Genomic DNA, 24,166 nt, shown 5'->3' on the forward strand with positions numbered 1-24,166 from the left:
ACAATTTTCAAAATTTAACAATGATTGTTAGATGTAATTATTATATAAATAACTAAGGGTATAAATTATAAAATATATATTGGAATCTGTGAAAATAAATGAAAACTTGAGGTTATCATCTTTAAGTGTCTGTAAGGCTGATATTAAATTCTCAAAATGTTTCGTAATAAAAATTAAATAATGATGTAAATGTTTTTAATGATGAATTGTGATTATGTTCTGTTTATGGTTTAATGAAACAAACGCTTATATGAAACAAGCGGGAAGGGGATTATTAATTTCACATGAAAACCAGGAAAGAAAAACATAGAAATATAGTTTATTTCACTTCGGTAGGGATTATCCTGCTGGCGACTTTAGTTGCGGGCATTTTCCCGAAACTATTCGGAAAATATGCGCAGAGTACGTATGATGTCATCGCAGGGGCATTTGGATGGCTCTTCTTAGTCATTATTGTCGTACTGGATATTTTCTTAATCGCATTAGCCGTTTCACGATACGGCCGCTTCAAACTCGGCGCAGATGACTCTGAACCAGAATTCTCATTCATGTCTTGGATTGGGATGTTATTCTCAGCAGGACTTGGTGTTGGGATTGTCTTCTGGGGTGTAGCAGAACCGCTGACACACTTCTTACATGCGCCGTTCCCAGGTGTTAAAGATCAATCTGCAGAATCTGCACGTTTAGCTATGGGTTATACCTTCTTCCACTGGGGCATCTCACAATGGTCTATCTTCGCAATGGCAGGTTTAACAGTAGCGTACTTCCAATTCCGTAAGAAACGTAACGGATTAATTTCTACAGCTATGGAACCGGTCTTTGGCGAGGCTTATCCAAGACCTTTACGTAACTTGATTGATATTCTCGCAATTATCGCGACAGTGATGGGGATTGCGACATCTATCGGTTTAGGTATTATGCAAATCAGTGGTGGATTAAATCATGTCTTTGATGTACCGAATACAAATGTGACTAAAGTTGCGATTACAGTCATTATGGTATGTATCTTCTTAGGATCAGCACTTACAGGTTTAAACCGAGGTGTTAAATGGTTGAGTAATATCAATATCGGACTTGGGGCAATCTTATTGATATTTATCTTAATCTTTGGTGATTTAAAATTCGTGTTAGAATCTTATACACTTGCGATTTCAGATTACTTAACACACTTTATTCAATATAGTTTACGTATCAATCCATACACAGGTGATAACAGTTGGGTTCAACAATGGACAGTCTTCTACTGGGCATGGGTCATTGCTTGGTCACCATTTATCGGTGGTTTCGTTGCCCGTGTATCACGTGGACGTACAATTCGTGAATTCGTCATTGGTGTATTAATCATTCCACCATTAATTTCATTCACTTGGATTGCTGGATTTGGTGGTACGGCATTAAAAATTGCATTAACACAAAATACAGGTATCGAGAAAATTGTGGATAAAGACTACTCAGTCGCATTATTCGAGTTGTTGAAACAATTCCCAATTTCAGATATCACAAGTATTCTAGCCATTGCCTTAATCTTTATCTTTATTGTGACAAGTGCTGACTCTACAACACACATTGTCGCAAGTATGGCGACAGGCGGGGTTGATAACCCTAACGTAAAAGATAAAGTTATTTGGGGCTTATTAATCGGTGCGATTTCAGTCACAATGACTATCGCAGGTGGTTTAACAAGTTTACAAACTGCTTCACTTGTGACAGGCTTACCATTCTCTATCATCCTAGTGTTGATGATCTTTGCGATTATGGGTGCCTTACGTCGAGAACCGACAAAACACTTCCAGATGTCATATATTGATGACGAAAAAGACTTCTCTATTCCATTAGAGAAACGTGAGAAAGAAATTCAAAAAGAACAAGAAGCGCAAGAACAAGCGCGACAAGAAGAACAAGAGAACCAACATAAAGAAGATTAAAATATCGAGATAAAGTGATAGCCGCTTCGCACGATGGGTGTGTGAAGCGGCTATTATTTATTGTATAATTTAAATAACTATTACATATGATAATTAAAAGAGCATTCACATAATCAGAAAGAAGTGTATGCTTAATCAGGTGAAAGGAATTAGAGAAAGAGAGAAGTACAACAATGATTAAAACGTTAAAAATCATCGCTTTTATTTTTTCAATTAGTTATTTAACCCTATTTATTACCAAGTTTGTTTACCAACCCATTTTAAGTGAAAAGATTGAAGGTTTCGCAGCACTAATTATTATTACACTGCTACTGGTAATTGCGGTAAGTGAGAAATTAAGTAAAAAAGACAAAGCATAAAACGTTTCGCGACATCACGAGGCGTTTTATGCTTTGTGTTTATTCCGATAGTGACTGATCCCATAAGTAATTAATATCACCCATAATAAAATATCAAAAGGATGAAGTAATGCCTGAAGGACAGACTTATGTTCAATAAAAATACTATCAAGTATCTTAAAGATTTGAAGTAGAATCATCGCAATAATGACATAATACAAAGGCTTTCGCTTAACTGTACAGTAAATAATGAAGCTTAAGACAACTATGGGAATAAGGATAACGCTCAATGTATAAATCATATGTTATGCATACCTTTCTTTATCTAAACGTATAAATAGCGTCGTATTTGATTTATGAATACAATCACATACTCAGATATTTAACTTAGACACATACTGTCATCTTCATAAAAATATTTGTAAAAATTGCAAGTACATTTACATGTAAGTGCATTGAATTTGGTTATAAAAATAAAGAATTTTATTATGTCATAATGTAAAGTAGATTGAGCCATAATATAATAAATGCATGAGAAAGTTGAATAGAGGGTGGCAAATCTAATTTAAAGGAGGTGATGCCTATGGTATCGCTGAATTTAGAAAGGAAATGCTTTATGAGTGTATTTGAAGCTATAAGTATAATGATTGCGTTCTGTGATTTGCAGTTCACAATTCTAGTATTTATCTTTTTGTACATTTCTAATAGAAAAAAATAAACCATCTACAAACTTTGACAAGTCAGATGGTTTATTTTTTAACCTTCAATGTGTCACCGTCTTTTAACGGGCTCAAAGAGTCGTGTGATAGCACGGCTCTTTTTTTAATACACTTATATTATCGCACAACACGCATAAGAAGTACAACTGAAATAGTATTGCTACTGGCATTTGGTGAATTTATACTAAATCTAGTCTCTACTATTACGAAATTTGTTGAAAAAAGAGATAAAAAATAAGCCATCTTTCTGCTTTGACTAAGGAAATGGCTTATTTTAAAAATTTTCTATGTCACCGTCTTTTAACGGGCTCAAAGAGTGTACTAGCACGATTATTTTATAACATAAATTTATTATAAAAACAATAATAAACAGTGTGTAACAACTATTTCTAGCTAAACATTTCACAATCTTGTGACAAATAAAGAAATGTGGTTCAATTAAGAAAACGCTTTCATAAAGTTGTCACATCTTGAACTACAGGGAGAGAGATAGAAAAAGGGGGATTGTGAAATGATTACGTTTATTATTTCTATCATTTTACTAATTATTGGTTATTTCACTTATGGAAAGTACATTGATAAGATGTTTGGACCGAAAACAGGGAGACCGACACCAGCACATCATCAACGAGATAATGTTGACTTTGTACCGATGAAGACATCGTCTAACTCGTTAATTCAATTACTGAATATTGCTGGGGTAGGTCCAATCTTCGGACCAATTATGGGGGCATTGTATGGACCGGTCGCATTTTTATGGATTGTTTTAGGATGTATTTTCGCAGGAGCCGTTCATGATTATTTAACAGGTATGATTTCTATTCGAAACAAAGGGGCTCATCTACCTGAACTTGCGAGTAAATTCTTAGGGAAGGTCATGAAGCACTTCGTTAATATCTTCTCGATTTTATTGTTGCTGCTTACGGGAACAGTATTCGTGACGAGTCCAGCGTTATTGCTTCATAACATGATGGACGGTCGTATTGCGTTAGGTATTATTATCTTCGTTATTTTTGTTTACTACATTCTTTCAACGATTTTGCCGATTGATAAAATTATTGGACGTGTTTATCCAGTCTTTGGAGCGTTATTGTTAATCAGTGCGGTCGCAATGGGCTTTCGTTTAATTCAAACAGGCGCACCGATTCCAGAGTTAAGTTTAAAAAATATGCACCCTGACGGCGCACCGATTTTCCCACTGTTATTCTTTACGATTACATGTGGCGCATTATCAGGTTTCCATGCGACACAAACACCGATTATTTCACGTACTGCGAACAATGAAAAGAATGGCCGCTTTATCTTCTATGGCATGATGGTTGCAGAAGGGGTTATCGCGATGATCTGGGCAGCAGCAGGTATGAGTTTATTTAATGGTTATCAAGGCTTGCAAGGAGTGCTTGCGAAAGGGGAAGCAGCACTTGTTGTGAGTGAGGCATCTCACTTATTGCTTGGTTCTGTTTTAGGTACAATTGCGGTGTTAGGTGTGATTGTCTTACCTATCACAAGTGGTGATACATCATTTAGAAGTGCACGTATGATTATTGCGGATTACTTGAATGTCAATCAACGTTCTCTAGTTAAACGTATTATCGTTGCAGCACCGCTGTTTATTATCAGTTTCGGCTTAACACAAATTGATTTCACAATTCTATGGCGCTACTTCTCATGGGCAAACCAAACAACAGCAGTGGTTGCATTATGGGTCGGCGCAATGTATCTGTTGCTAGCTAAGAAGAACTTCTGGGTAGCAGCTGTACCAGCGACATTCATGACTTGGAATATCTTTGTCTATATCTTAAGTCAGAAGATTGGTTTCGGTTTAAATTTAACGCTTAGCTATTATTTAGGTGCTGTATTAACATTAATTTGGATTGCTTATTTCATTTATCAATACAAGAAAGTGACAGCAGGTGTGAAATTTGAGTTAGATCATCCAATCGTGTCACAGCGAGATGCGGCAGTCTAACAAGGTGTCTTAAATAGATTAGTTCAACCCGTACTCTTCGAAGGTGCGGGTTTTTAAGTTGTACTAAAATAATGTATTCACTTTAGACACTTAAGCAATATTTATATACATTTAGGAAATTTTAAACGCCATTGCATTACCTTATGGTAGAGTGATGAACGTAAGGAAGGTGACTTAAAATGGCACAGTATAAAGAGACAGTTCCCTACCAAAAAGAACGTGTGATGAATGGTTATGTATTATTGTTATTTAGTATCATAATTATCATGAATCGTTTACTTACTTATGCATTAACAGAAGATCTTAAACAAACCTTACTGTCTTATTTCTTTTTCATTCAAATAATGTGTTTAGTTACATATACCGCAATTTTGTTTAGGTTGAAGGATAAGAAAGAAATACGAGGGTTATGGTAATATTTATCTTTTTGTACATTTCTAATAGAAAAAATAAACCATCTACAAACTTTGACAAGTCAGATGGTTTATTTTTTAACCTTCAATGTGTCACTGTCTTTGAAACGGTCTCTAAAGCATCGTGTACCAGCACGGTGCTTTTTATTTTCATCTATATTATGACACAATTTAAATATAGACATAAAAAAAGATGGGTACTGAATACCCATCGTGTTTTGAATAATTATTGGTGGACAGTTTCTTTAAAGTTTTCTAAACGGCGTTCTTTTTCCTCATCACTGAGATTGTGTTTCGCTACATAGCGATTACGTTCGTGCTCTGCACATTCTTTACAGCAAGCACCTAAATAACGGTGTTCGTTTTCTTCTGAAACTAAGATTTGTTTATTACATTCAGGGTTACTGCAGTTGATATAACGTTCGCATGGTGTACCATCGAACCATTCTTTGCCAATCACTGTTTTTTCTACTTGGTTAACGTCTACACTGATACGTTCATCGAAGACGTACATTTTACCGTCCCATAATTCACCTTGTGTTTCAGGGTCTTTACCGTACGTTGCGATACCGCCTTCTAATTGTGCAACATCTTCAAAGCCTTCTTTAAGTAAGAAGCCTGAGAATTTTTCACAACGGATACCGCCGGTACAATAAGTGACAATTTTCTTATCCATGAACATATCTTTATTGTCTCTGATCCATTGCGGTAAATCACGGAAACGTGTAATGTTTGGACGAACTGCGCCACGGAAATGACCTAAATCAAACTCATAGTCATTACGTGCGTCTAAGACGATAGTGTCTTCATCATCTAATGCTTCTCTGAATTCTTTAGGTGATAAATATTTACCTGTTGTCTCACGTGGATCAATATCATGTTCTAAATCAAGTGCTACGATTTCATGTCTTGGACGTACATGCATTTTCTTAAATGCATGACCTTCTGCTTCATCAATCTTGAATGTGATATCTTTGAAGCGTTCATCTGCACGCATATGTGCAATATAAGCGTCTGTGTCTTCTTTTGTTCCTGATAACGTACCATTAATCCCTTCAGTAGAGACTAAAATACGGCCTTTTAAATTGTGTGCTTTACAGAACTCTAAGTGTTCTGCCGCATACGTTTCTGGGTCATCTATAGTGACATATTTATAATATAACAATACTCTATAATCCATATTATGATACTCCTCAATCTTTCTATCTATTTCTCATTATAAAGGAAAAAGCTAAAACCTAAATGATGCATTAGACCTATTTTTTTACCGATAAGCATTATTTTCCACTGTAATAGCTTAACAAATCATTGTAAATATGCAATAAGTTTGTTTATAAACTTAATATTGAATGCACTAAAATAGGGTGAATAAAGCAAGAATTCTCATATACAAAGTCCTTGGAAGCTAAGTTACATTTGTTTTTCACACAAACGGGTATAATAACTATATATAGAACTTTAAATGAGGTGAGATACTTGGCAGAGATTAAACATGGCAACAATAAATTTTATGTTGGTGATGAAACGAAACCAGATGCAGAAATGGATTATACAATGAACGACGATGTGATGACGATTACGCATACAGGTGTAGATCCAAGCTTACGTGGACAAGGTGTAGGTAATCAATTAGTCCATGCCGGTTTAGAGTATGCGAAAGAAAATAACTTAAAAATTGATGCACAATGCTGGTTCGCAAAAGCATTTATTGAAAATACAGATGACAAAGATATTTTGGTAAATAAATAATAATGAGTGTATAAAAGAGGCGCGTTAGTCTGAGGACTAGCGCGCTTGTTTTATGTGTTAAAGATGTGTTTTGTATAACGGAAATAGACCCACACGATTACACATCCCGCAAAGATGATTTCAATCATCGCAAGGATTCCAAGCATTTCCTGGGAAATACCAGGGAGGTCTAATTGTGTATAAAGATGATACGTTGAGGCAGCAGTAACAGCCCACGGGAAAGTCAGTGCAGCATATGCGGGTTTGAATCGTTTCTCAATGATTTGAGGCAAGAAGATAACTGAGAACACAAATAGAAATTGCGCAATGACGAAATAAAACAGAATATAGCTGACTGATAAACTTTCAGTATAAGATAGATATGCATTTAAACATAAGGACGCAGGTGCACTAATAATGACTGCCATCGGTAATTGATCTTTCGGATAATAATGCCACATTCTTTCAAGTAAAATAAACGCTAAAAGAATCCAGAATAAGACTGAACTGAAATCTATCGCAAAGATACCGATTTTAGCGTAAAACGATGAAGCCGTCTCACCAATCACGCCGATACCGACAAACATTACAAACCAACTCGTATTTGGATATGTGCGGTGCTTTATAATGAAATAAAGGATAAACCAAATCATTAAAATAATATGTAGCAATACAGCACCTATCCAGAAACTTGTGAGTATTAGGTTATCAATATGGAATTGTGATTTTAAAATTGAAGCGAGTGTCATGAAACCCATAGGTAATGCAGGCATAATCGCAAAAGTATTACTGTCCTTTAATTCTAAGCCTAATGCTTTCGGAAAGCGTATCAACTTAATAAAAAATAAAACCAAGCAAATACTACCTAGAGTAGTTGCTAATAAACCTAGCCAAGCTAAGTGGATTTGAAATAAAATGTGACTAAAAGTAAATGTACCTAAAGCTAAACCGCAAATCGCGGCAGGTACGTTTTGAATCATGGATTTAAACATATATGTAGCCTGCCTATTCTCTCTCTTTGTATGTTCAAAGTATAGCACTGCTTATATGATTAAGAAACAGAGTGAAATGTAGATGATTTGAAAAGATAACAAAATAGAGAGAACCTTTTGAGTCCTCTCTATTGAGATTAATGTCCTTGCCCTTGTGGTTGTTGCGCAGGTTGGGCTGGTTTTTGTTGTTGAACAGGTTGTGGCTCTGGTTGCGGTTTCGATTGTGCTTGTTGGGGTTGTGGTTTTGATTCTGGATGTGATCCGCCACCTTCGCCAGGTTTATATTCTTTTGTTTCTTCTTTTTCTTGTTTAGGTTCAGGTTTTTCTTCAGGTTGAGGTGCTTGATAGATATGTACAGTTGATTGTTGGACCTCATGATGTACTTGTTCCTCTACCACAGGTTCTTCTGGCGCTTCTTGCTTATGTTCTTTTTTCTCTTTTTTCTCAGTTTTCTTCTCTTTTTGTTTTTCTTTATTTTCATAGTATTTCGCAGCATCTACTTGATCGCTGCTGTGATGCTTATATTTATCATAAGCAATCATTCCAGTGACAATGACAGCTGTCACAAGCAATGCAGTGACAACGACTGATAGAATACGTTTGATAGCTTGAAACATGATGTTGGCTCCCTATATCTATAGTTTTATCTTGGTGCTTGATGTATATCTTCATTCTAAGTTTATAGAATTGCCTTACGCTTTTCCACTCTTTTTATATTAAATGAACGTTACAATATTAAAATGAATAGAGATTAAGTAGATATTTGTCATTGTTAAATCATTCGTTGTGTTTAGAAAGAGAAGTTAGTGGTATAACTTTTATACCAACTTATTTGAAAGTGAGGAGATAGTATGGCAGAGATTAAACACGGACACAATAAATTCTATGTAGGCGATTCAGAAGAAAATTCAGATGCAGAAATGACATATGTACCGACAGGCAAAGATAAAATTATTATCGATTATACAGGTGTAGATGAAAGTTTACGTGGACAAGGTATTGCGAAGCAGTTAGTTGAAGCGGGTGTGAATTATGCACGAGAAAATGATATTAAAATTTTAGCCACTTGCCCATTCGCTAAACAAGTATTAGAAGAGACACCGGAGTATCATGACGTCTTACTAAAAGGTTAGTCTTAGGTATGTCTTAAAACTCCTGTAATGACAAGGGTTAGTGTGTTTGAGGTAAGTGTAAAGAAGCGCTGAGATATGACATCCCAGCGCTTCTTTTTAATGCAGTTTCACCTTGATTCCAGTCGGTGAATATTATATATAATCTTTAGATTTTCTAACTTAAATTTCTTCTAACTGGCTTTCGATTTGTTCGCGTTTGTGTTCTAAGAAGTCAGGTAATGCGAGTTTGCTGCCTAGATCTTTAACATCTGTGTCGACCGTAAAACCAGGTGCTTCTGTTGCGAATTCATATAAAATTTTGTTGTTACGATAGTAGATAGATTTAAAGAAATAACGGTCAATAATACCTGAAGTACTGCCAGGCAATTGTTCTAATTTATCTAATAATGTTTCTAAAGCTTCATCAGTTGGTACACTCACTGCAATATGATGTACATAACCACGTCCAGGTTTTACACTTTGACCTTGTTCTTCAACTAAGACAAAGTCTGTATAACGTCCACTAGGATTTAATGTATAGACATTATCATCGCCAAAGTGTGCGTGATAACCTAATGTGTTGGTTAGAAAGTCGATAGTAGGTTGTAAATTGCGTAAATGTAATTCTACAGGTCCCATTCCTAAAATTTGAAATTCTTGAGGTACATCTGTATAAGGATTCGCATGCCAAGCGTTAGGAACTGCGTTGTCGCCATTGACCATGAGTATTAGTTTTAAGCCGTCAGGATCTTCAAAAGCTAATGCTTGTTGTCTAAGGTATGTGATAGCTTCTGTTTCAACTTGATTCTCGTTCAGACGTTCTTTGAAATAACCTAATGCTGCTTCATTAGGTACGAGTAATACTAATCGTTCAATACTATTGGTACCTGAATGATGTTTTCCTAACATTTTCATTTCAAAGAAAGTTAACAAAGTACCTGGTGCACCTGTTTCATCCCCATAGAATAAGTGGTACATCGATGGATTATCTTGGTTCACAGATTTTTCAATTAGGCGTAAACCTAAGACTTCTGTATAAAATTGTTTATTTTCACGCGCATCTTTTGTGTACATTGAGATATGATGATGTCCTGTAATCAGCGTCACACTATCCCTCCTATTTATCTAGTATACTTTTTATACCTATATCATAACCGTTCCATTAACATAAAGAAAGTTTTATGTTTCTTTGTATAAATTTACCCCAACTTTTGACAAAACACGCAAACCTTAAGTTTTTGCTTTGAGGATAATCGCGTTATCGGGCATAATAGAAGCAAATACCTAAGAGAAATAGATGGGGTGAAACGATGAACTTGGTGAAAATATCGCTGCTGATTGCGTTAATGTGCTTGTTAGCATTGATTGAAATGATAGTCGCATCAACCATAGGACTAAACTATATCGTGGCTGTACTCATCACGATAGTTATGGTGGTATGCATCGTATTAATCATACTCGAGATATTTAAAGGTAGAAGGAAACAATAGATAGCTAAAGAGGAGCCTGATCCAGCCAGTTTGCGTATGCATCCGTCTAGATCAGGTTATTTTTTATGGGAAAATAGCGAAAACACTCGTACATGTAACAGTGTTATGTTACATTATGATTAGGAGGATAATTATGAAAGAACAATTAATCAGCAAAAAAGACTTATTAACAGAATGTGGCATTACTTACGGCCAATTGTATCGTTGGAAACGTAAACACTTAATTCCAGATGAATGGTTCATTCGTAAATCTACTTTTACAGGTCAAGAAACGTTCTTACCTAAAGCCAAAGTCATTAAAAGAATCGAAGATATTCAACGTTATAAACATGACTATGTCTTAGATGATATGGTCAAAATGTTCGCAGATGACGGTTATGAACCAGAAATTGAATACAAAGATAATGACACTTTGATTCAATCATGGGCAGGTTTCTTTTATCGCGAAGTCGGTAAAGTCTTGTTAGAACAATATCCGCAAGATCAAGCGGTTTATGTGGGTACTATTTTAGATGAAGTAGTAACACGCAGTATTGTCTCAATGGAAGAAGCACAAGATTTACAGGCGTTTTTACTAGAATATAGTGAAAATGATAAAGAAGCAGAATTATATATCTGCCGTAAATTCGGAATCACGTTTTATTTGCTGGTTGAACAAAATACGCCGATTAAAATCGATGATAGTGTAAGAGTCTTAGAAACAATTAACATCCAAAACCTATTTAAGAAAGAAGTGTAAACATCATGAGTCAGTCCATCAAAGGCATGGGTAAGAAGCAATTAGAAGACAGTGAATATGACGCGATTACTTTATTGGGAGAAGTTCAATTTCCATTTGAAACCAGTGTTAATAACATTAAAATGACGGGTGAAATTACCGCATCAGACCAAGTCAATGTAAACAAAATCAAACTGATAGGTAATTTCACTGGTCGTAAAAATGTACATGTAACAACAGCTTCTATTATCGGTGAAGTTGAAGTAGAAGAAGATTTAACATTTGAATTACTTAAAGTGACAGGAACTGTTGATGTCAAAGGTCATTTAAACGGTAAAAGATTAAAACTTCTCGGGGTACTTGAAACAGAAGGTAATTGCGAAATAGATGAACTTGAAATCGATGGTCAAGTTAAAGTCGAAGGAATGTTGAATGCAGATACTGTTGACGTACATGTGCGACAAGATAGTTATGTTCGCGAAATTGGGGGCAATGTGATTCACATACGCAAACACGATGGAGAAAAGAAGAAGTTTAAATTTATAACTGTCATGACTTCTCAGTCAGATTCTGCATACTTAACTGCTGAGGTTATTGAAGGGGATCGTATAGAAGTCGACCGTGTTAAAGCGAAAGTCATTCGTGGAGATCATATTATCTTACACGAAGATGTGGAAGTTGAAACGATTGAATATACAAAGACCTTAGAATGCGCTCAAGCAGCACAAATCGGTAAAATTACGAAACTATAAATTGTATTTTTAGACGTATTCTCTCTTAAAATATCAGAATAATTAGATTGTTGTTACTATTGTTTTAATTTTGTGCTAAAATTAATCTTTATTCTTAAGCTAATCGTTGAAAAACGGTTAGTTTTTTATATACAGGGGGGAATATTATGGGATTTTCTGCTGAACCAATTTTAATTTGGTTCGTCATTGGTTATGGGGTATTGATGGTTGCATTAGGTTTTGTGTATTCAAAGAAAGTAGAGAGTAATGAGGACTTTATTCTCGCAGGTAAAACACTCGGGCCAGTCGTATTAATGGGGACATTACTTGCGACATGGGTCGGTAGTGGTTCTGTCACAGGCGGTCAAAACTCGCTGGCTTATAGTTTTGGATTATGGCCGGCAGTCGGTTATGCGATTCCGAGTATCATCGGAATAGGGACAATTTTTATTATTAGTTCGAAGGTCAGAAACTATGGAAAATATACTGTAGCTGAGATATTAGAGATGAAATATGGAAAGGTCGCAAGTTACTTTGCGGCAGTCATTATCATTTTGGCGTTTGTAGGGATTGTCTCGTATCAATATCAAGGACTTGGCTATGTATTACATGTTTCAACAGGTATTTCAGTAGAACTCGGCACTATTATTGCGGCAGTGATTATTATTTTACTTGCGACTATGGGCGGTTTGATGTCAGTCGCACCAACAGATGCGTTAAGTGCATTCTTAATTACAATTGCGTTGATTATCGCAGTACCTGTCGCAATTGCGGTCGGTGGCGGCTGGGATACTATTTTGTCGAATGTACCGAAAACACATTTGAAACCAATGGGAACATTAACTTTTGTTCAAATTTTAGGTTTCTATATTCCAATGTTGTTCTTACTGTTAGGTGATCAGAATATTTATCAACGACTGGCGTCATCTCGTGATAATAAAGTGACACGTATCGGTACGATTGGGTGGATTGTCGGTTTATTAATCGTGACACCACTTATTTCATTGCTCGCATTTATTTCTCGTTCGATTTTCCCAAAAATTGAACCAGGAATGGCTTTGATTGCGTTAACGAGTCAATTGCCGATTGTGATTGGCGGTGTGCTCATTGCAGCACTTACTGCGTTTATTACTACTACAGGAAATTCATATTTATTATCTGCTGCGACAAGTGTCATTTATGACTTGTTCGGGGATAACTTTAAGTATAAGCATGAAAATAAGATGTTATTGATGACAAGAATTCTTGTACCGATTTTAGGTGTGATCGCATTCTTATTAACAATGTACTTCCCATCAGTGTTATCTGTTCAAATGTACGCTTATACCGTATACGGTGCAGGAATTACACCGGCATTATTAGCAGTGTTTATTTATCCGAAAGTCACGAAAGCAGGAGGTCTTGCTTCAATGGCAGTCGGTTTAGTAACAACACTGACTTGGGAACTTGGTTTTGTTCAAAGTACAGGTATTAACTCTGCGTTAATTTCTGTGCCGCTGGCGATTATTGTGTTAGTAGTTGTGACATTATTTACTTCTAAAGGAGGCAACCAACGTGAACTTGAAACAACGTCTTGATGCGTTTAGAGAAACGATGAAACAACAAGACATCGATTTAAGTATTGTAATGAATTTTGAGAATCAAATGTATTTTACTGGCTTTAAAGCTGTCATTTATTCGCGTCCGATTATTTTATTTATTTCCCAGGAAAACATTGAAGTAATTGCGCCGAAACTAGAAGAAGCGCATTTCAGAGATAAAACGGGTATTCAAGATATCTATACGTATACTGAAATTCCAGTCACAGATGATGTTCCGACGCATTATCAAACAGTCTTTAATGACTTATTAGAAAAATATCAAAATGTCTCAACGATTGGGATTGAAACAGGCTTCTTACCCACACAATTTTATTTAGATATTGTGAGTCATAACTTTAAAGTGAAAGATATCGGTCAAGCATTAGTAGAACAACGAACTTATAAATATGAAGATGAACAACAAGCTATTAGAGAGAGTGGAGAAATTGTCAGTCAAGCCGTGGCGCAAACGATTGAACATGCGAAAGCAGGTTTGACTGAAATGGATATCGATAACTTTGGAAACAGTTATTTATTCGACACGATTTCTCAAAACTATCCAGATGCGGAATTTGGATTTTTTGTAATGTCACCTTCAGGTATCAAACGTTCTACAATGCCACATACATTCTCTAATACGAAACAAATTCAACAAGGTGATGTGATTGTACATAGCCGTCAATTAGAGTTGAATGGATATCGTGCAGAATGTGAACGAACTTTCTTTGTTGGCGAGCCTACTGATGAACAGCGCCATGCATTTGAAGCGATGGTTGAAGCGCATAAAGCTGCGTTAGACTTTATTGAAGTGGGTGTAACCGCAAATGCGGTCGATCAAGTCGCAAGAACAATTCTTGAAGCGGAAGGTTATGGTGACTATATCAGCCATAGAACAGGTCATGGTATAGGTATTGGACAACATGAAGAACCCTCATTGCGCTTTGATAATGAGCTAGAGTTAAAAGAAGGCATGGTCTTTTGTGTAGAACCAGGTATTTATATTCCAGGCGTCGGCGGCTTCAGACATTCTGATACGGTTATCTTGAAAAAAGAAGGAACAGAAGTTGTCACAAACTATCCGCATGACTTAGAAGATTTGATTAAATAAACAATGCATAATTAAAAACCTGTGCTATCGTGTGATGGCACAGGTTTTTCAAGTTTCAATGATTATTTGCTTCGTTCTCGTAATAATAGACCAAGTAATGAAAATGAAAAGACCGCAAAGACAATGTTCATAATAGATAATACTTCAATAATGACGATGTCTTTACCTAAACGTTCAAACGCTCTGTTTTGAAGTTCTTGGTCTGTTGTGAAGCTGTCTTCACTAATACGTGGGTCTTCAGTTAAATCTTCTTTCATTCTTTGTTTTACAAAAGGCATTGTAACATCCTCCTTTGTTAGTAGTTACATTCCCTTTTGATAACCAGACAAAACTTTACTTATTGAATCGCTTCTTTATTTAATGCACGGTAACTGATCCAGCTGCTGATAAGACCGATAATTAAAATAGCTGTCGCAAATAACAATGCTGCATTATAATTGCCGGAATCTCCAATAAGATAGCCTGACACAAACGGCGCAATCATTTGGCCGATACTGTAAATAACAGTTAATGTAGCGATAAAGTTAGACTTACCGCCAGTCTGAAGCATCAACATTTGTCCTTTAGACATGAAGAGTGTCGTCAAACCTAAGAACGTACTACCGAAGATTAGTGAGCTGATAATTAAACTGACAATATGATGTGAAAACACTGGTAAAGCGACACTGATGATTTGTAGACCAAATGCCATATAAGTTGCTTTACTATAATCCATTTTCTCCGCAATCATTGACCATACTACTGTAGAAGGGATAGCCCCTAAGCCGACAAACATCCAACTGAGTGCTGCATATTCAGAGAAAGCAGGTATTGATTTAATGATTGCGACTAAGAAAGTTCCGGTAATAATATAGCCAGCTCCTTCACAGAAATAAGCAATAGAGAACCAGCGCATAAATGTTTTGTTGAGACGGAAGGGTATCTTAGAAGTCGCTTTATGATGCGCTTCAACATTAATATCTGGGTTTTCTCGCATAAAGAAAATAACCAATAAACTTAACGCTAATGAAAAGAGCCCAAGGATAATCCAAGTCATTTTCCATGAGTTGAGGTCTGTGTAGAAGAAGACAAAAATACTGCTTGAAAAGAGTCCGATACCAACAGCGCTATAGAGTAAACCTGAAATACCTTCTTTATGTGCTTGTCTTAATGCTTCTAATACGACGTTAGAGGCTAAGACAAAGACTGTTCCGCTTGTGAGTCCTGCGATTAAACGCAATATGGACCATAAAATGAAATTTGAGGTAAACCCCATAAAAATTGTAGAAAGCACGTTTAATACTAAATAAATTTTCACATCGACGACTTTACTTTTAATAATCCAAAACATCGGAATAATCGCACCGATTAAATAACCGAGATAATTAATCGTCGCAAGTAAGCCAGCCCCTTTACCATCCATATGTTCAGCTTGCTACATAAACGGTAAGATAGGTGTATAGGCAAATCGACCGATGGCCATTACAATAAATAATGATGCCATCCCGAGTAATAACTGACGATGTGCGTGTTGTGACATGGCATTCACCCCTGAAATTTGATAGATGACCTCATTATACGCCTCAATATACTTTAATAATAATGATGATTCTTGATGTTTAACATAAGTAAAAGTTATCGTGCTTATAAAAAAATAGACCACTTTCTATTGAAAGCAGTCTATCTATAGTTAAAGTAGGGTTGTTAATCCAGTTTATTATTTCTTGTCTTCTTTTTTATCGTCTTTGTTATCTTTCTTATCTCCGCCTAATTGATCTTTAGCGAATTCTTTACCTTTTTCAATATACTCATCTTTATGTTCGTTTAAGTGATCTTGACCTTTTTTCTTAATATCATCAAAGTTCATAATCAAATTCCTCCTTAAAAATTAAGTACAGTTATGTGTTACCCCACGTATAGAACGTGAAACATATTAAGCGTAATTCTTTTTTAATTATCGTACACTGCCTAATTTTATTATAGATTTTAAGCTTATAGCATTTAAAATTCTTCTTTAAAGGGAATTACATTATTAAGTATTAAAGGAGGAGACAGATTATGGATTATACAACACTTGGTAATTCAGGATTAGTCGTTTCGAAATATGCGTTAGGTTCTGTTCCATTCTCCGCAACGAATGGTTTTGAAAATGCGGGTGGTGTAACAGAGAAAGAAGCGGCATACTTTATAGACTATGCTTTAGAGCAAGGTATTAACCAATTTGATACAGCAAACCTTTATGCGAAAGGTGATGCAGAAATTGCGTTAGGAAAAGCAATCAGACATCACAGAGATGAAATGGTCATCAGTACCAAAACAGGGTTCCCATATAACGATATCGCAAATAATGTCGGTGCATCTAGTTTAAATATAGAGCGTTCGATCGACCATTCTTTAAAACGTTTAGGTACAGATTACGTTGATTTATATTACATTCATACATGGGATGGACAAGTTCCGGTAGAAGAAACAATTCAAACGATGAATGATTTAATTCGTAAAGGAAAAATTCGTTATTGGGGTGTATCTAACTATAGTGGTTGGAATTTAGCCAAGACCTATACACTGGCGGTAGAAAATAATATGGCACCGCCGATTGCGCAACAAATCTATTACACGCCTGAATCAAGAGAAGCGGAATATGAATTGTTGCCTGCAGGTACAGAATTAGGTGTCGGCAACAGTATCTGGTCGCCTTTAGGTGAAGGATTACTTACAGGTAAGATTACCCGTGATAAAAAAGGCGAGCCCAATACCCGTCAAGGTGATGGATGGGCTGAGCCTTATGTAAAAGATCATGAGTTGTTCTATCGTTTAATTGAACTTGTACAAGAAATAGCACACGCACACAATGCGACAGTGCCACAAGTGATTTTAGCTTGGTTGAGAGAACGTCCAAACGTGGATTCAATTGTCTTAGCTGCACGTAATCAAGCACAACTGAAAGAGAATATCGCATCTTATAATCTGAAACTTACAAAAGAAGAACATCAAATGATTACGGATTTAACACAGCCACAACCGATTTATCCACTATGGCATCGTGCGATGAATTCAGCTGCACGTGGTTCTGAAGCTGAAAAAGTATATTTAGAAGAATATAACCGTTTAATGAATCATAGCGATACGTTACTTTAAATCAGTGAAGTACTGTAATTTAAAAAAGAATTTTAAGAAACAAACATTTATATTTATTGAAAATGTAAAAGATGTTGAAGATTTTAAGTAGACTATGGACGTATAACTCATGTATTAGTATACTAATGATAATTGTAAGCTTATAAAATTTTTAACAATACTAAAGAGATAGGGGAGGGTTTTATATGATCAAACGAACAGGTGAACATGTCTTAACATGGATTGGTGTCGGAATCGGTGCGTTAATCGTATTATTTGTGGCTTTAATGGTTCCATTAATGCAAAGTGATGACTTTGTAGCAGGTATGCAGCAAAGTGATGCCAGCTTAACGTATGAAGAAATCTCACAAGTAGCTTCAGGTATGCAAGTACTCGGTACTTTCGTATTAGTGGCTAATGTAATTGCGGTGATTTTAGCTATTGTTGGCGGAATCTTTATCAGCAAGAAAGCTAAAGCAGCAGCTATCTTATTATTAATCGCAGGTATCGTGGCATTACTATGTAACTGGATTTCAGCGATTCTTTGGATTATCGCATCTATCATGTTATTCAGCAGAAAACCAAAAGCAGCTTCATTAACTCAAGATGGTTACTATAACTATGATAAAGCGAATGAATTCGCACAAGAACGTTCACATGAACGTACAAGAGAAGAAGATCCATATAAATACTAATTCAATCAATATTTAAGCCGTCTCATACAGAGGCGGCTTATTTTCATTTAAAATGAAATTATTGATTCTAATACCATAAATTTTTCTCAAAGCGCAGAATGAAAACGACTAAGAAGATGAAGATAGTGTGACCTATCATCCAAACAATATAATCAATCCAGTGAAATTGGTAGATTGGGTTAATAGACCAAGTAATAAGTGAAGGATAGATAACGGCGAATAATACGATAATAATTAGAATACCTGCTGGATAGACGTAAGAGTCCCGGATGGCTTGAAAGACGACATATATCATTGTGGTAAAGACAATATGTAAGATGAATTTAAGCCCAAAGCTCACATCAAAAAAGCCTGGCACGAAATCCACATTTAATAATAAACTTGCGAGATGATGGGTATAAAATAAATCGGTCAGGCTGAATAAGCCGAATAAAAAGACAGATAAAATTAAAATGGACATTGCGTGGTACAGTACTTTCATAAATGACGCCATCCTTTATTAAGAGGTAAGTTTTATTGAGCGTATCATACTTTTAGTAGATTTAGAAAAGTTAAAGTGAGATTAACGTCAGTAATATGAATGTTTATTAGGTGACATATGACTTAAAAAATTGGCAACCTATTAAACATGTGGCAACGCTGGAAGTAAGGAATACATACACAGACTTCCAGTTGCACGACACACATTGGCTTTGAATATGATATAGTAACGTTAATTATTTACACCTACCGATAATTAGAAAAAGAAGTGAAGTAATCTGTACAGCGCAAGTCCTAAAACAACTAATAGAACGATGAGTCTGGGTTTGGTAAAGAGTACACTTCTCTTTGGTTTTTCCTCTTTATCAGGATCATAGTTTCTCAATTCTTCTTCTATTTCCTGATTAATCTCATCTAGACTTTTATCTTTCTCTGTGGTCATTGCTGAAAGCCTCCTGTAAATTGTTAAGATTATCTATACAATAAACCATAAGGTTGAAGCAATGCAAAACTATTACTTTTTGGAGGTCATCATGTATACATTAGAAACGATTGCACAAATCTTAGATACAGAACTATTTGATGCACAAGGAAAGGAACAAAATTCTATTGATGATTTTGAATATCAAATGCTGCATGTTAAGTCAGAATCAACCGCATTCATCTCTATCAGTGAAGCATCATGGAAACAATATTTAAAGAAATCAAAAGTGATGAAAGATGGTAATGCGCAAATCCCAAAAGATGTTTCAAAGATTGGTTTGATTATTACTGAAACCTATGTAGAAGATTTAGCACATCAAATTCCGCAAATTGTAGTGAGAAATGCGATTAAAGCTATGAAAATATTAGCCTTACATATTCGAAAACATTATCATAATCCAGTCATTGCGTTGACAGGCTCCATGGGTAAAAGCTCGACACGCTTAATGTTAAGTGCGGCATTACAACCTTATAAAGTCCAACAAAATAGAGGGAACAGTAATACACGTAGTGCCATTTATTTGCATATGTGTAAATTAGCGTCTAATCCAGATATTGCGGTTTTCGAAACGTCTTTAAATGCGTTAAATAATCGTGGAAATATGGCTGAAGTATTGAAACCGCAAATTGCGATTGTCACAGGAATCGGCTCTGCACATCTATCCACTATTGGTTCAACGGAAGAAATTGTAGCTTTCAAATCAAGGATTTTTGCGGGATTAAATCAAGACGGTATCGCGATTTATAATGGTGACACACTCCATCAAAATGAGCTGAAACAAGCTGCATCAATTCATACTAAACATGTATTTCGTTATAGTACTGAAGATAATTCGGCAGACATTTATACGACACAAATCAAACCTGTGAAAAAAGCAGTAGAAGTGACAACGAATGATGGTTATCAATTTGAAGTGCCTTCTGTCAGTAAGGGCATGGTTGAGAATGCTTTGGCAGTATTATTAACGTTGAAACATTTGAAAGTTGATGTAAAGCAACACTTGAAACAGTTAGCGCAAACTCAACTTTTTAAGAAGGTCTTAGAATTCAGACCTGTGAAAAGTCTGCATGAAGAAGCTACGGTACTTGATGATACGCATAATGCTTCTTTGCCTGCAATGTTGAATGCGATTGATGCGTTTAATTCACAAGCGCCATTCTTTAAAGGACATAAAATTATTGCGTTAGGTCAAATCAGTGATTTAGGTGAGCAGACTGACCGCGTGCATGCTGAATTAGTGCCTGCCTTAGAACAGTCTGAAGCGGATTATATTTTATGTATGGATCAACCATTACGTAAAGTAGTGAATAAAGTTAAAGGTAAATATATTACGTGGTATCACAATAAAGATTTAATGTTGAAAGATTTATGTTATTTGATTAATCAAGATGCTTTAGTGTTGATGAAATCTTCTGTAACTCAAACAGAGTTTCCCAAAGTCGCAAGTCAGCTTCAAAATGCTTTACTGCATTATGAGAGAAGTGGGGACGAAGAGAAGCATTTTGAAGCGGCTGCTAGCCAAGGGCGCGCATATCTTATTTATAATTTAGAAACTGATCAGATTGAAACGCAATCTAATCGTTATGGTTCAGCCACAATAGAAGGTTTGACACCGATTATTTACTACCTAGATGCAAAACAACGAGAAGTTCAAAATTATACGGTTACTCTCAAACAATGGCCTACAAACAATGACACTTACTATGAAGGTATTCAGCTTTCGTGGAGGGATCTAGTAGAAGCCATGAATGACACACCACATCCATCGTTAGTCTATCAATTAGCACATGAACTGTATCCAACGCATCAAGCAAGAAAAAGACATGTGCAAGAATTGGTTAAACAATTAAAAATGTCTGATTCTGTAGCGATTAACTTAACAGGGCGTTTCAGAATGAAAGAGCGTCAAACGTTCAGTGTAGATGACTTACTCGCCTTATTAAAATATGGACAAAACCAATTATTTGAGAATGATAAAGGTGGAATAGTCATTGGTGAATACGGTCGTCATGGCATTTTAAAAGATGGTAAGCAAGTTATTATTTTCACAGGATTTGAAAGTGAAGATGAAGCAAAATCATATTTATCAAGAAAAGTCTGAGGTTAATTTTGTCTGGGGTTAGCCTTAGACTTTTTATTTTATTCTCAAAATGGATTTTGAATTAAAATGTGATTTATGACAAAACTATATTAGTTTTAAAATAATCGGTAGGTAATTTATAAAAAAGATGAGTTCTATATAAATATAAATCTAACCAATTGCATGGGATTAATCAAACTTGGACAAAATGTGTCTGAAAAATAAAAAAAATGTCAAATTAATGCAAAATTGTTTATTTATTGCTCACTTGTGTAACATAATAGGGTAAGGCCTTACAAAAATAAGTAGGAGGGATTTCTTGAACAATCAAGACTTTTTCAACAAACGCAATCGTTATTCAATTCGTAAAATCACTGTAGGGGCTGCCTCAGTTATTGTAGGGGCAACATTATTTGCGAATGCGAATGACGCACAAGCCGCTGAAAATACTACAAGCGGTGAGACAACGAACGTCACTACAACTACAGAGTCAACACCACAAGAACAAACTCCGACAACTGACACAAAAACACAAAGCACAACGACAACTGAAACAACAGCTACACAAGATCAAACACCAGCTCAAGATACATCAGCAACAAATACAACTGATGCGAAAGCAGAGCAAACTGTAGCAGGGGAACAAGCATCAACTGATTCTACCCAACAGTCGACAGAAACAACTGCACCAAAAGCAGATGCACCAGCAACTACAGAAACAAAAACACCAACAAATGAAACAACTGCAGATACAACTGCGACTGAGCAAAATGCAACAGCTAAAGAACAAGCACCAAAAATTGATGCTCAAACAACAACAGATACAAATACAGCAAACACAACTACGACTGAGCCGAAAACAACTGAAACAAATACTGACCAAACAGTTGATAAGCAAACATCAACAACAAATACATCAGCACAACAAGAATCACAATCAACTCAAGATGCTCAACCAACACAGGAAAATGCATTGAATGCTTCAACACCTGTTGCGCCAGTTGAAGCTCCAACAACAGGCACAAATGAAACAACAACAACTGGTGATACAGCTGCACAAAATGCAACAGCACCAGCTAATGAAACAACAACACAACAAGCGCAATCTGTTGAACCACAACAAGATGCACAAACAACTGCACAAGCACCAGTATCAGATGCTGAACAACCAGCATATGATCCAAATGCAGCGCAATTATCTGATGCAAACGCTACTACAGCAGCAACAGTAGGTGACACTTCAAATACAGCTGATCCAGCAGATTTGAATAAATCAGTACAAGATTACTCAAATCAAAAAGATAGTTCTGAAGTACTTGCAGCACCAACAAATACAACTGCAACACGTTCAACTGAACAACCTACACAAGAAGGAGCTGCACAAACATTTGCACTAGCGCAAGCAGCACCGACTGGCAACAATGTTGATGGAGATGTAACAGCTTCAAATATTCAAATCGGTCCAAACTCAATTCAAGCGAACGATAGTGAATCAACATATATGTCAGCTGATTTAGCAATTGCTGACAGTGTTCAAGCTGGAGACTACTTCAATGTTCAATTCCCAGAGTACTTGAACTACTACGGAAACAGTACACCAAGCAGTTCTAAAATTCCTGACTTGATGAATGGTACTGAAGTAGTTGCAACAGGCGCATTTAATCCTGATTCAAACTCATTAACATACACATTCTCTGATTATGTTAATAATCATGATAATGTAACAGGTCATTTTGAAATCCCATTATATGCGGATAGACAAGCTGCTCCAACAGACGGCACATACCCAGTAGAAACAAATGTAGCTGGTGAAACATACAGTACTGATATTGATATCAATTACAGAACTTCAGATTCACCATACCCATCAAACGTAGATAGCTTTATCACTACAACTGATAGAAACACTGGTGAATATAGACAAATTGTATATGTAAACCCACAAGGTAAACAATCGTATAATGCGACAGTGAACTTATACAATTATTGGCCAGATACAGCTGACGGCACACCAGCTCAAAGTTCAGCACAATTAAATCCAGATGTGACAAACTTCAAGATTTACGAAGTGAGAAATGGTGAACAACTGAACCCAAGTTTCTACGTAGATGAAAACAATCCGAACTTGGTAGACGTTACAAATAATCCAGATGCGATTTACAACTTCAACCCACAATATTCAGTAGATGAAAATGGTGGAGAAGTTCTATCACTAGATTTCCAAGACTTAACTTCAAACGGAAGTCGCTATATTATTGTTTTAGATAGCGTGGCTCAAGACGGTTCACGTGAACAAATCAAAACAAGATCAGAAATGATTTCAGATGCGACAAATGATGGCCAAGGTCATACTTACTACACATGGGATAACTACAACGTTTACAATAGTGGTTCTGGTGAAGCAGACGGTGACGATACAGACGCCGATGCTGACGCGGACGCAGATGCCGATGCCGACGCAGACGCGGATGCCGATGCTGATGCCGACGCAGACGCAGATGCTGATGC

23 protein-coding genes and 1 pseudogene are annotated in these 24,166 nt (G+C 36.1%); 15 read left to right on the forward strand and 9 right to left on the reverse strand.

Going from position 1 to position 24,166, the window contains the following annotated elements; translation table 11 throughout:
- Window positions 1–284 precede the first annotated feature (284 nt).
- The 5 genes from HMPREF3031_RS04290 to HMPREF3031_RS04305 all read left to right on the forward strand — a co-directional run bounded on the left by HMPREF3031_RS04290 (window position 285) and on the right by HMPREF3031_RS04305 (window position 5,367).
- The gene (locus HMPREF3031_RS04290; RefSeq protein ID WP_002480145.1) at window positions 285–1,925 is read left to right on the forward strand and encodes a BCCT family transporter; all 1,641 of its coding nucleotides are present in this window, start codon (window positions 285–287) and stop codon (window positions 1,923–1,925) included.
- 173 nt (window positions 1,926–2,098) lie between these two features.
- Entirely contained in the window at window positions 2,099–2,284 is a 186-nt protein-coding gene (locus tag HMPREF3031_RS04295) for a hypothetical protein (protein ID WP_002480144.1), read from the forward strand.
- 595 nt (window positions 2,285–2,879) lie between these two features.
- The gene (locus HMPREF3031_RS13870; RefSeq protein ID WP_219727503.1) at window positions 2,880–2,981 is read left to right on the forward strand and encodes a putative holin-like toxin; all 102 of its coding nucleotides are present in this window, start codon (window positions 2,880–2,882) and stop codon (window positions 2,979–2,981) included.
- A gap of 512 nt (window positions 2,982–3,493) precedes the next feature.
- Window positions 3,494–4,951, forward strand: coding sequence for a carbon starvation CstA family protein (locus HMPREF3031_RS04300; RefSeq protein ID WP_002480143.1), 1,458 nt, complete (start codon window positions 3,494–3,496; stop codon window positions 4,949–4,951).
- A 179-nt stretch (window positions 4,952–5,130) separates the two neighbouring features.
- Window positions 5,131–5,367 carry a hypothetical protein gene (locus HMPREF3031_RS04305; RefSeq protein WP_002480142.1) on the forward strand — a complete coding sequence of 79 codons (237 nt, stop codon included), beginning with the start codon at window positions 5,131–5,133 and terminating at the stop codon, window positions 5,365–5,367.
- Between the two features lie 223 nt (window positions 5,368–5,590).
- Here the strand turns inward: HMPREF3031_RS04305 and HMPREF3031_RS04310 are convergent, their stop codons facing one another.
- Complete coding sequence (locus HMPREF3031_RS04310; RefSeq protein WP_002480141.1) at window positions 5,591–6,544, reverse strand: oxygen-dependent tRNA uridine(34) hydroxylase TrhO; 954 nt, start codon at window positions 6,542–6,544, stop codon at window positions 5,591–5,593.
- 287 nt (window positions 6,545–6,831) lie between these two features.
- Here HMPREF3031_RS04310 and HMPREF3031_RS04315 point away from each other — a divergent pair, with 287 nt between their 5' ends.
- Window positions 6,832–7,113, forward strand: a complete 282-nt coding sequence (locus HMPREF3031_RS04315) for a GNAT family N-acetyltransferase (RefSeq protein ID WP_372510741.1) — start codon at window positions 6,832–6,834, stop codon at window positions 7,111–7,113.
- Between the two features lie 50 nt (window positions 7,114–7,163).
- Here the strand turns inward: HMPREF3031_RS04315 and HMPREF3031_RS04320 are convergent, their stop codons facing one another.
- Window positions 7,164–8,084 (reverse strand): TDT family transporter, encoded by a 921-nt coding sequence (locus tag HMPREF3031_RS04320; RefSeq protein WP_002480139.1) that lies wholly within the window; start codon window positions 8,082–8,084, stop codon window positions 7,164–7,166.
- Between the two features lie 137 nt (window positions 8,085–8,221).
- Complete coding sequence (locus tag HMPREF3031_RS13425; RefSeq protein WP_002480138.1) at window positions 8,222–8,701, reverse strand: hypothetical protein; 480 nt, start codon at window positions 8,699–8,701, stop codon at window positions 8,222–8,224.
- 234 nt (window positions 8,702–8,935) lie between these two features.
- Here HMPREF3031_RS13425 and HMPREF3031_RS04330 point away from each other — a divergent pair, with 234 nt between their 5' ends.
- The gene (locus HMPREF3031_RS04330) at window positions 8,936–9,217 is read left to right on the forward strand and encodes a GNAT family N-acetyltransferase (protein WP_002480137.1); all 282 of its coding nucleotides are present in this window, start codon (window positions 8,936–8,938) and stop codon (window positions 9,215–9,217) included.
- 159 nt (window positions 9,218–9,376) lie between these two features.
- Here HMPREF3031_RS04330 and HMPREF3031_RS04335 read toward each other — a convergent pair whose 3' ends face one another.
- Window positions 9,377–10,270, reverse strand: a complete 894-nt coding sequence (locus HMPREF3031_RS04335; RefSeq protein WP_037556234.1) for a VOC family protein — start codon at window positions 10,268–10,270, stop codon at window positions 9,377–9,379.
- Window positions 10,271–10,819: 549 nt separating this feature from the next.
- Here HMPREF3031_RS04335 and HMPREF3031_RS04345 point away from each other — a divergent pair.
- From HMPREF3031_RS04345 to HMPREF3031_RS04360, 4 genes are all read left to right on the forward strand, one after another.
- On the forward strand, window positions 10,820–11,425 hold the full coding sequence (locus HMPREF3031_RS04345) for a DUF4004 family protein (RefSeq protein ID WP_002480135.1): 606 nt from the start codon (window positions 10,820–10,822) through the stop codon (window positions 11,423–11,425).
- A gap of 5 nt (window positions 11,426–11,430) precedes the next feature.
- On the forward strand, window positions 11,431–12,156 hold the full coding sequence (locus tag HMPREF3031_RS04350; RefSeq protein WP_002480134.1) for a hypothetical protein: 726 nt from the start codon (window positions 11,431–11,433) through the stop codon (window positions 12,154–12,156).
- A 146-nt stretch (window positions 12,157–12,302) separates the two neighbouring features.
- Entirely contained in the window at window positions 12,303–13,712 is a 1,410-nt protein-coding gene (locus HMPREF3031_RS04355; protein ID WP_002480133.1) for a sodium:solute symporter family protein, read from the forward strand.
- The gene (locus HMPREF3031_RS04360) at window positions 13,690–14,823 is read left to right on the forward strand and encodes a M24 family metallopeptidase (protein ID WP_002480132.1); all 1,134 of its coding nucleotides are present in this window, start codon (window positions 13,690–13,692) and stop codon (window positions 14,821–14,823) included. Before HMPREF3031_RS04355 ends, HMPREF3031_RS04360 begins: the two co-directional genes overlap by 23 nt.
- 62 nt (window positions 14,824–14,885) lie before the next feature.
- On the opposite strand, the gene HMPREF3031_RS04365 is transcribed toward HMPREF3031_RS04360, so the two are convergent.
- The 3 genes and pseudogenes from HMPREF3031_RS04365 to HMPREF3031_RS13430 all read right to left on the reverse strand — a co-directional run bounded on the left by HMPREF3031_RS04365 (window position 14,886) and on the right by HMPREF3031_RS13430 (window position 16,669).
- The gene (locus HMPREF3031_RS04365) at window positions 14,886–15,101 is read right to left on the reverse strand and encodes a hypothetical protein (protein ID WP_002480131.1); all 216 of its coding nucleotides are present in this window, start codon (window positions 15,099–15,101) and stop codon (window positions 14,886–14,888) included.
- A 59-nt stretch (window positions 15,102–15,160) separates the two neighbouring features.
- Window positions 15,161–16,342 (reverse strand): annotated as a pseudogene (locus HMPREF3031_RS04370) (YbfB/YjiJ family MFS transporter).
- A 177-nt stretch (window positions 16,343–16,519) separates the two neighbouring features.
- A complete protein-coding gene (locus HMPREF3031_RS13430; protein ID WP_002480129.1) occupies window positions 16,520–16,669 on the reverse strand; it encodes a hypothetical protein in 150 nt (49 codons plus the stop codon).
- A gap of 191 nt (window positions 16,670–16,860) precedes the next feature.
- Between HMPREF3031_RS13430 and HMPREF3031_RS04375 the strand changes: the two genes are divergently transcribed.
- Window positions 16,861–17,940, forward strand: coding sequence for an aldo/keto reductase (locus tag HMPREF3031_RS04375; RefSeq protein ID WP_002480128.1), 1,080 nt, complete (start codon window positions 16,861–16,863; stop codon window positions 17,938–17,940).
- Window positions 17,941–18,125: 185 nt separating this feature from the next.
- Window positions 18,126–18,614 carry a DUF4064 domain-containing protein gene (locus tag HMPREF3031_RS04380; RefSeq protein WP_002480127.1) on the forward strand — a complete coding sequence of 163 codons (489 nt, stop codon included), beginning with the start codon at window positions 18,126–18,128 and terminating at the stop codon, window positions 18,612–18,614.
- A 67-nt stretch (window positions 18,615–18,681) separates the two neighbouring features.
- On the opposite strand, the gene HMPREF3031_RS04385 is transcribed toward HMPREF3031_RS04380, so the two are convergent.
- Both HMPREF3031_RS04385 and HMPREF3031_RS04390 read right to left on the reverse strand, forming a co-directional pair.
- Window positions 18,682–19,095 carry a hypothetical protein gene (locus tag HMPREF3031_RS04385; protein ID WP_002480126.1) on the reverse strand — a complete coding sequence of 138 codons (414 nt, stop codon included), beginning with the start codon at window positions 19,093–19,095 and terminating at the stop codon, window positions 18,682–18,684.
- 255 nt (window positions 19,096–19,350) lie between these two features.
- The gene (locus HMPREF3031_RS04390) at window positions 19,351–19,536 is read right to left on the reverse strand and encodes a hypothetical protein (protein WP_002480125.1); all 186 of its coding nucleotides are present in this window, start codon (window positions 19,534–19,536) and stop codon (window positions 19,351–19,353) included.
- 91 nt (window positions 19,537–19,627) lie between these two features.
- On the opposite strand from HMPREF3031_RS04390, the gene HMPREF3031_RS04395 reads away from it, so the two are divergent.
- Window positions 19,628–21,679, forward strand: a complete 2,052-nt coding sequence (locus HMPREF3031_RS04395) for a Mur ligase family protein (RefSeq protein WP_070684266.1) — start codon at window positions 19,628–19,630, stop codon at window positions 21,677–21,679.
- Between the two features lie 298 nt (window positions 21,680–21,977).
- The coding region (locus HMPREF3031_RS04400) for a fibrinogen-binding adhesin SdrG C-terminal domain-containing protein (protein WP_142351307.1) at window positions 21,978–24,166 on the forward strand (2,189 nt) is incomplete at its 3' end.

Source organism: Staphylococcus sp. HMSC072B07, from assembly GCF_001815505.1.
GTDB lineage: Bacteria > Bacillota > Bacilli > Staphylococcales > Staphylococcaceae > Staphylococcus > Staphylococcus simulans.

Bases quoted from the DNA above. Each gene is read 5' to 3' on its own strand.
- HMPREF3031_RS04290 (WP_002480145.1), top strand. From the start codon at position 285: ATGAAAACCAGGAAAGAAAAACATAGAAATATAGTTTATTTCACTTCG.
- HMPREF3031_RS04295 (WP_002480144.1), top strand. From the start codon at position 2,099: ATGATTAAAACGTTAAAAATCATCGCTTTTATTTTTTCAATTAGTTAT.
- HMPREF3031_RS13870 (WP_219727503.1), top strand. From the start codon at position 2,880: ATGAGTGTATTTGAAGCTATAAGTATAATGATTGCGTTCTGTGATTTG.
- HMPREF3031_RS04300 (WP_002480143.1), top strand. From the start codon at position 3,494: ATGATTACGTTTATTATTTCTATCATTTTACTAATTATTGGTTATTTC.
- HMPREF3031_RS04305 (WP_002480142.1), top strand. From the start codon at position 5,131: ATGGCACAGTATAAAGAGACAGTTCCCTACCAAAAAGAACGTGTGATG.
- HMPREF3031_RS04310 (WP_002480141.1), bottom strand. From the start codon at position 6,544: ATGGATTATAGAGTATTGTTATATTATAAATATGTCACTATAGATGAC.
- HMPREF3031_RS04320 (WP_002480139.1), bottom strand. From the start codon at position 8,084: ATGTTTAAATCCATGATTCAAAACGTACCTGCCGCGATTTGCGGTTTA.
- HMPREF3031_RS13425 (WP_002480138.1), bottom strand. From the start codon at position 8,701: ATGTTTCAAGCTATCAAACGTATTCTATCAGTCGTTGTCACTGCATTG.
- HMPREF3031_RS04330 (WP_002480137.1), top strand. From the start codon at position 8,936: ATGGCAGAGATTAAACACGGACACAATAAATTCTATGTAGGCGATTCA.
- HMPREF3031_RS04335 (WP_037556234.1), bottom strand. From the start codon at position 10,270: ATGTACACAAAAGATGCGCGTGAAAATAAACAATTTTATACAGAAGTC.
- HMPREF3031_RS04345 (WP_002480135.1), top strand. From the start codon at position 10,820: ATGAAAGAACAATTAATCAGCAAAAAAGACTTATTAACAGAATGTGGC.
- HMPREF3031_RS04350 (WP_002480134.1), top strand. From the start codon at position 11,431: ATGAGTCAGTCCATCAAAGGCATGGGTAAGAAGCAATTAGAAGACAGT.
- HMPREF3031_RS04355 (WP_002480133.1), top strand. From the start codon at position 12,303: ATGGGATTTTCTGCTGAACCAATTTTAATTTGGTTCGTCATTGGTTAT.
- HMPREF3031_RS04365 (WP_002480131.1), bottom strand. From the start codon at position 15,101: ATGCCTTTTGTAAAACAAAGAATGAAAGAAGATTTAACTGAAGACCCA.
- HMPREF3031_RS13430 (WP_002480129.1), bottom strand. From the start codon at position 16,669: ATGAACTTTGATGATATTAAGAAAAAAGGTCAAGATCACTTAAACGAA.
- HMPREF3031_RS04375 (WP_002480128.1), top strand. From the start codon at position 16,861: ATGGATTATACAACACTTGGTAATTCAGGATTAGTCGTTTCGAAATAT.
- HMPREF3031_RS04380 (WP_002480127.1), top strand. From the start codon at position 18,126: ATGATCAAACGAACAGGTGAACATGTCTTAACATGGATTGGTGTCGGA.
- HMPREF3031_RS04385 (WP_002480126.1), bottom strand. From the start codon at position 19,095: ATGAAAGTACTGTACCACGCAATGTCCATTTTAATTTTATCTGTCTTT.
- HMPREF3031_RS04390 (WP_002480125.1), bottom strand. From the start codon at position 19,536: ATGACCACAGAGAAAGATAAAAGTCTAGATGAGATTAATCAGGAAATA.
- HMPREF3031_RS04395 (WP_070684266.1), top strand. From the start codon at position 19,628: ATGTATACATTAGAAACGATTGCACAAATCTTAGATACAGAACTATTT.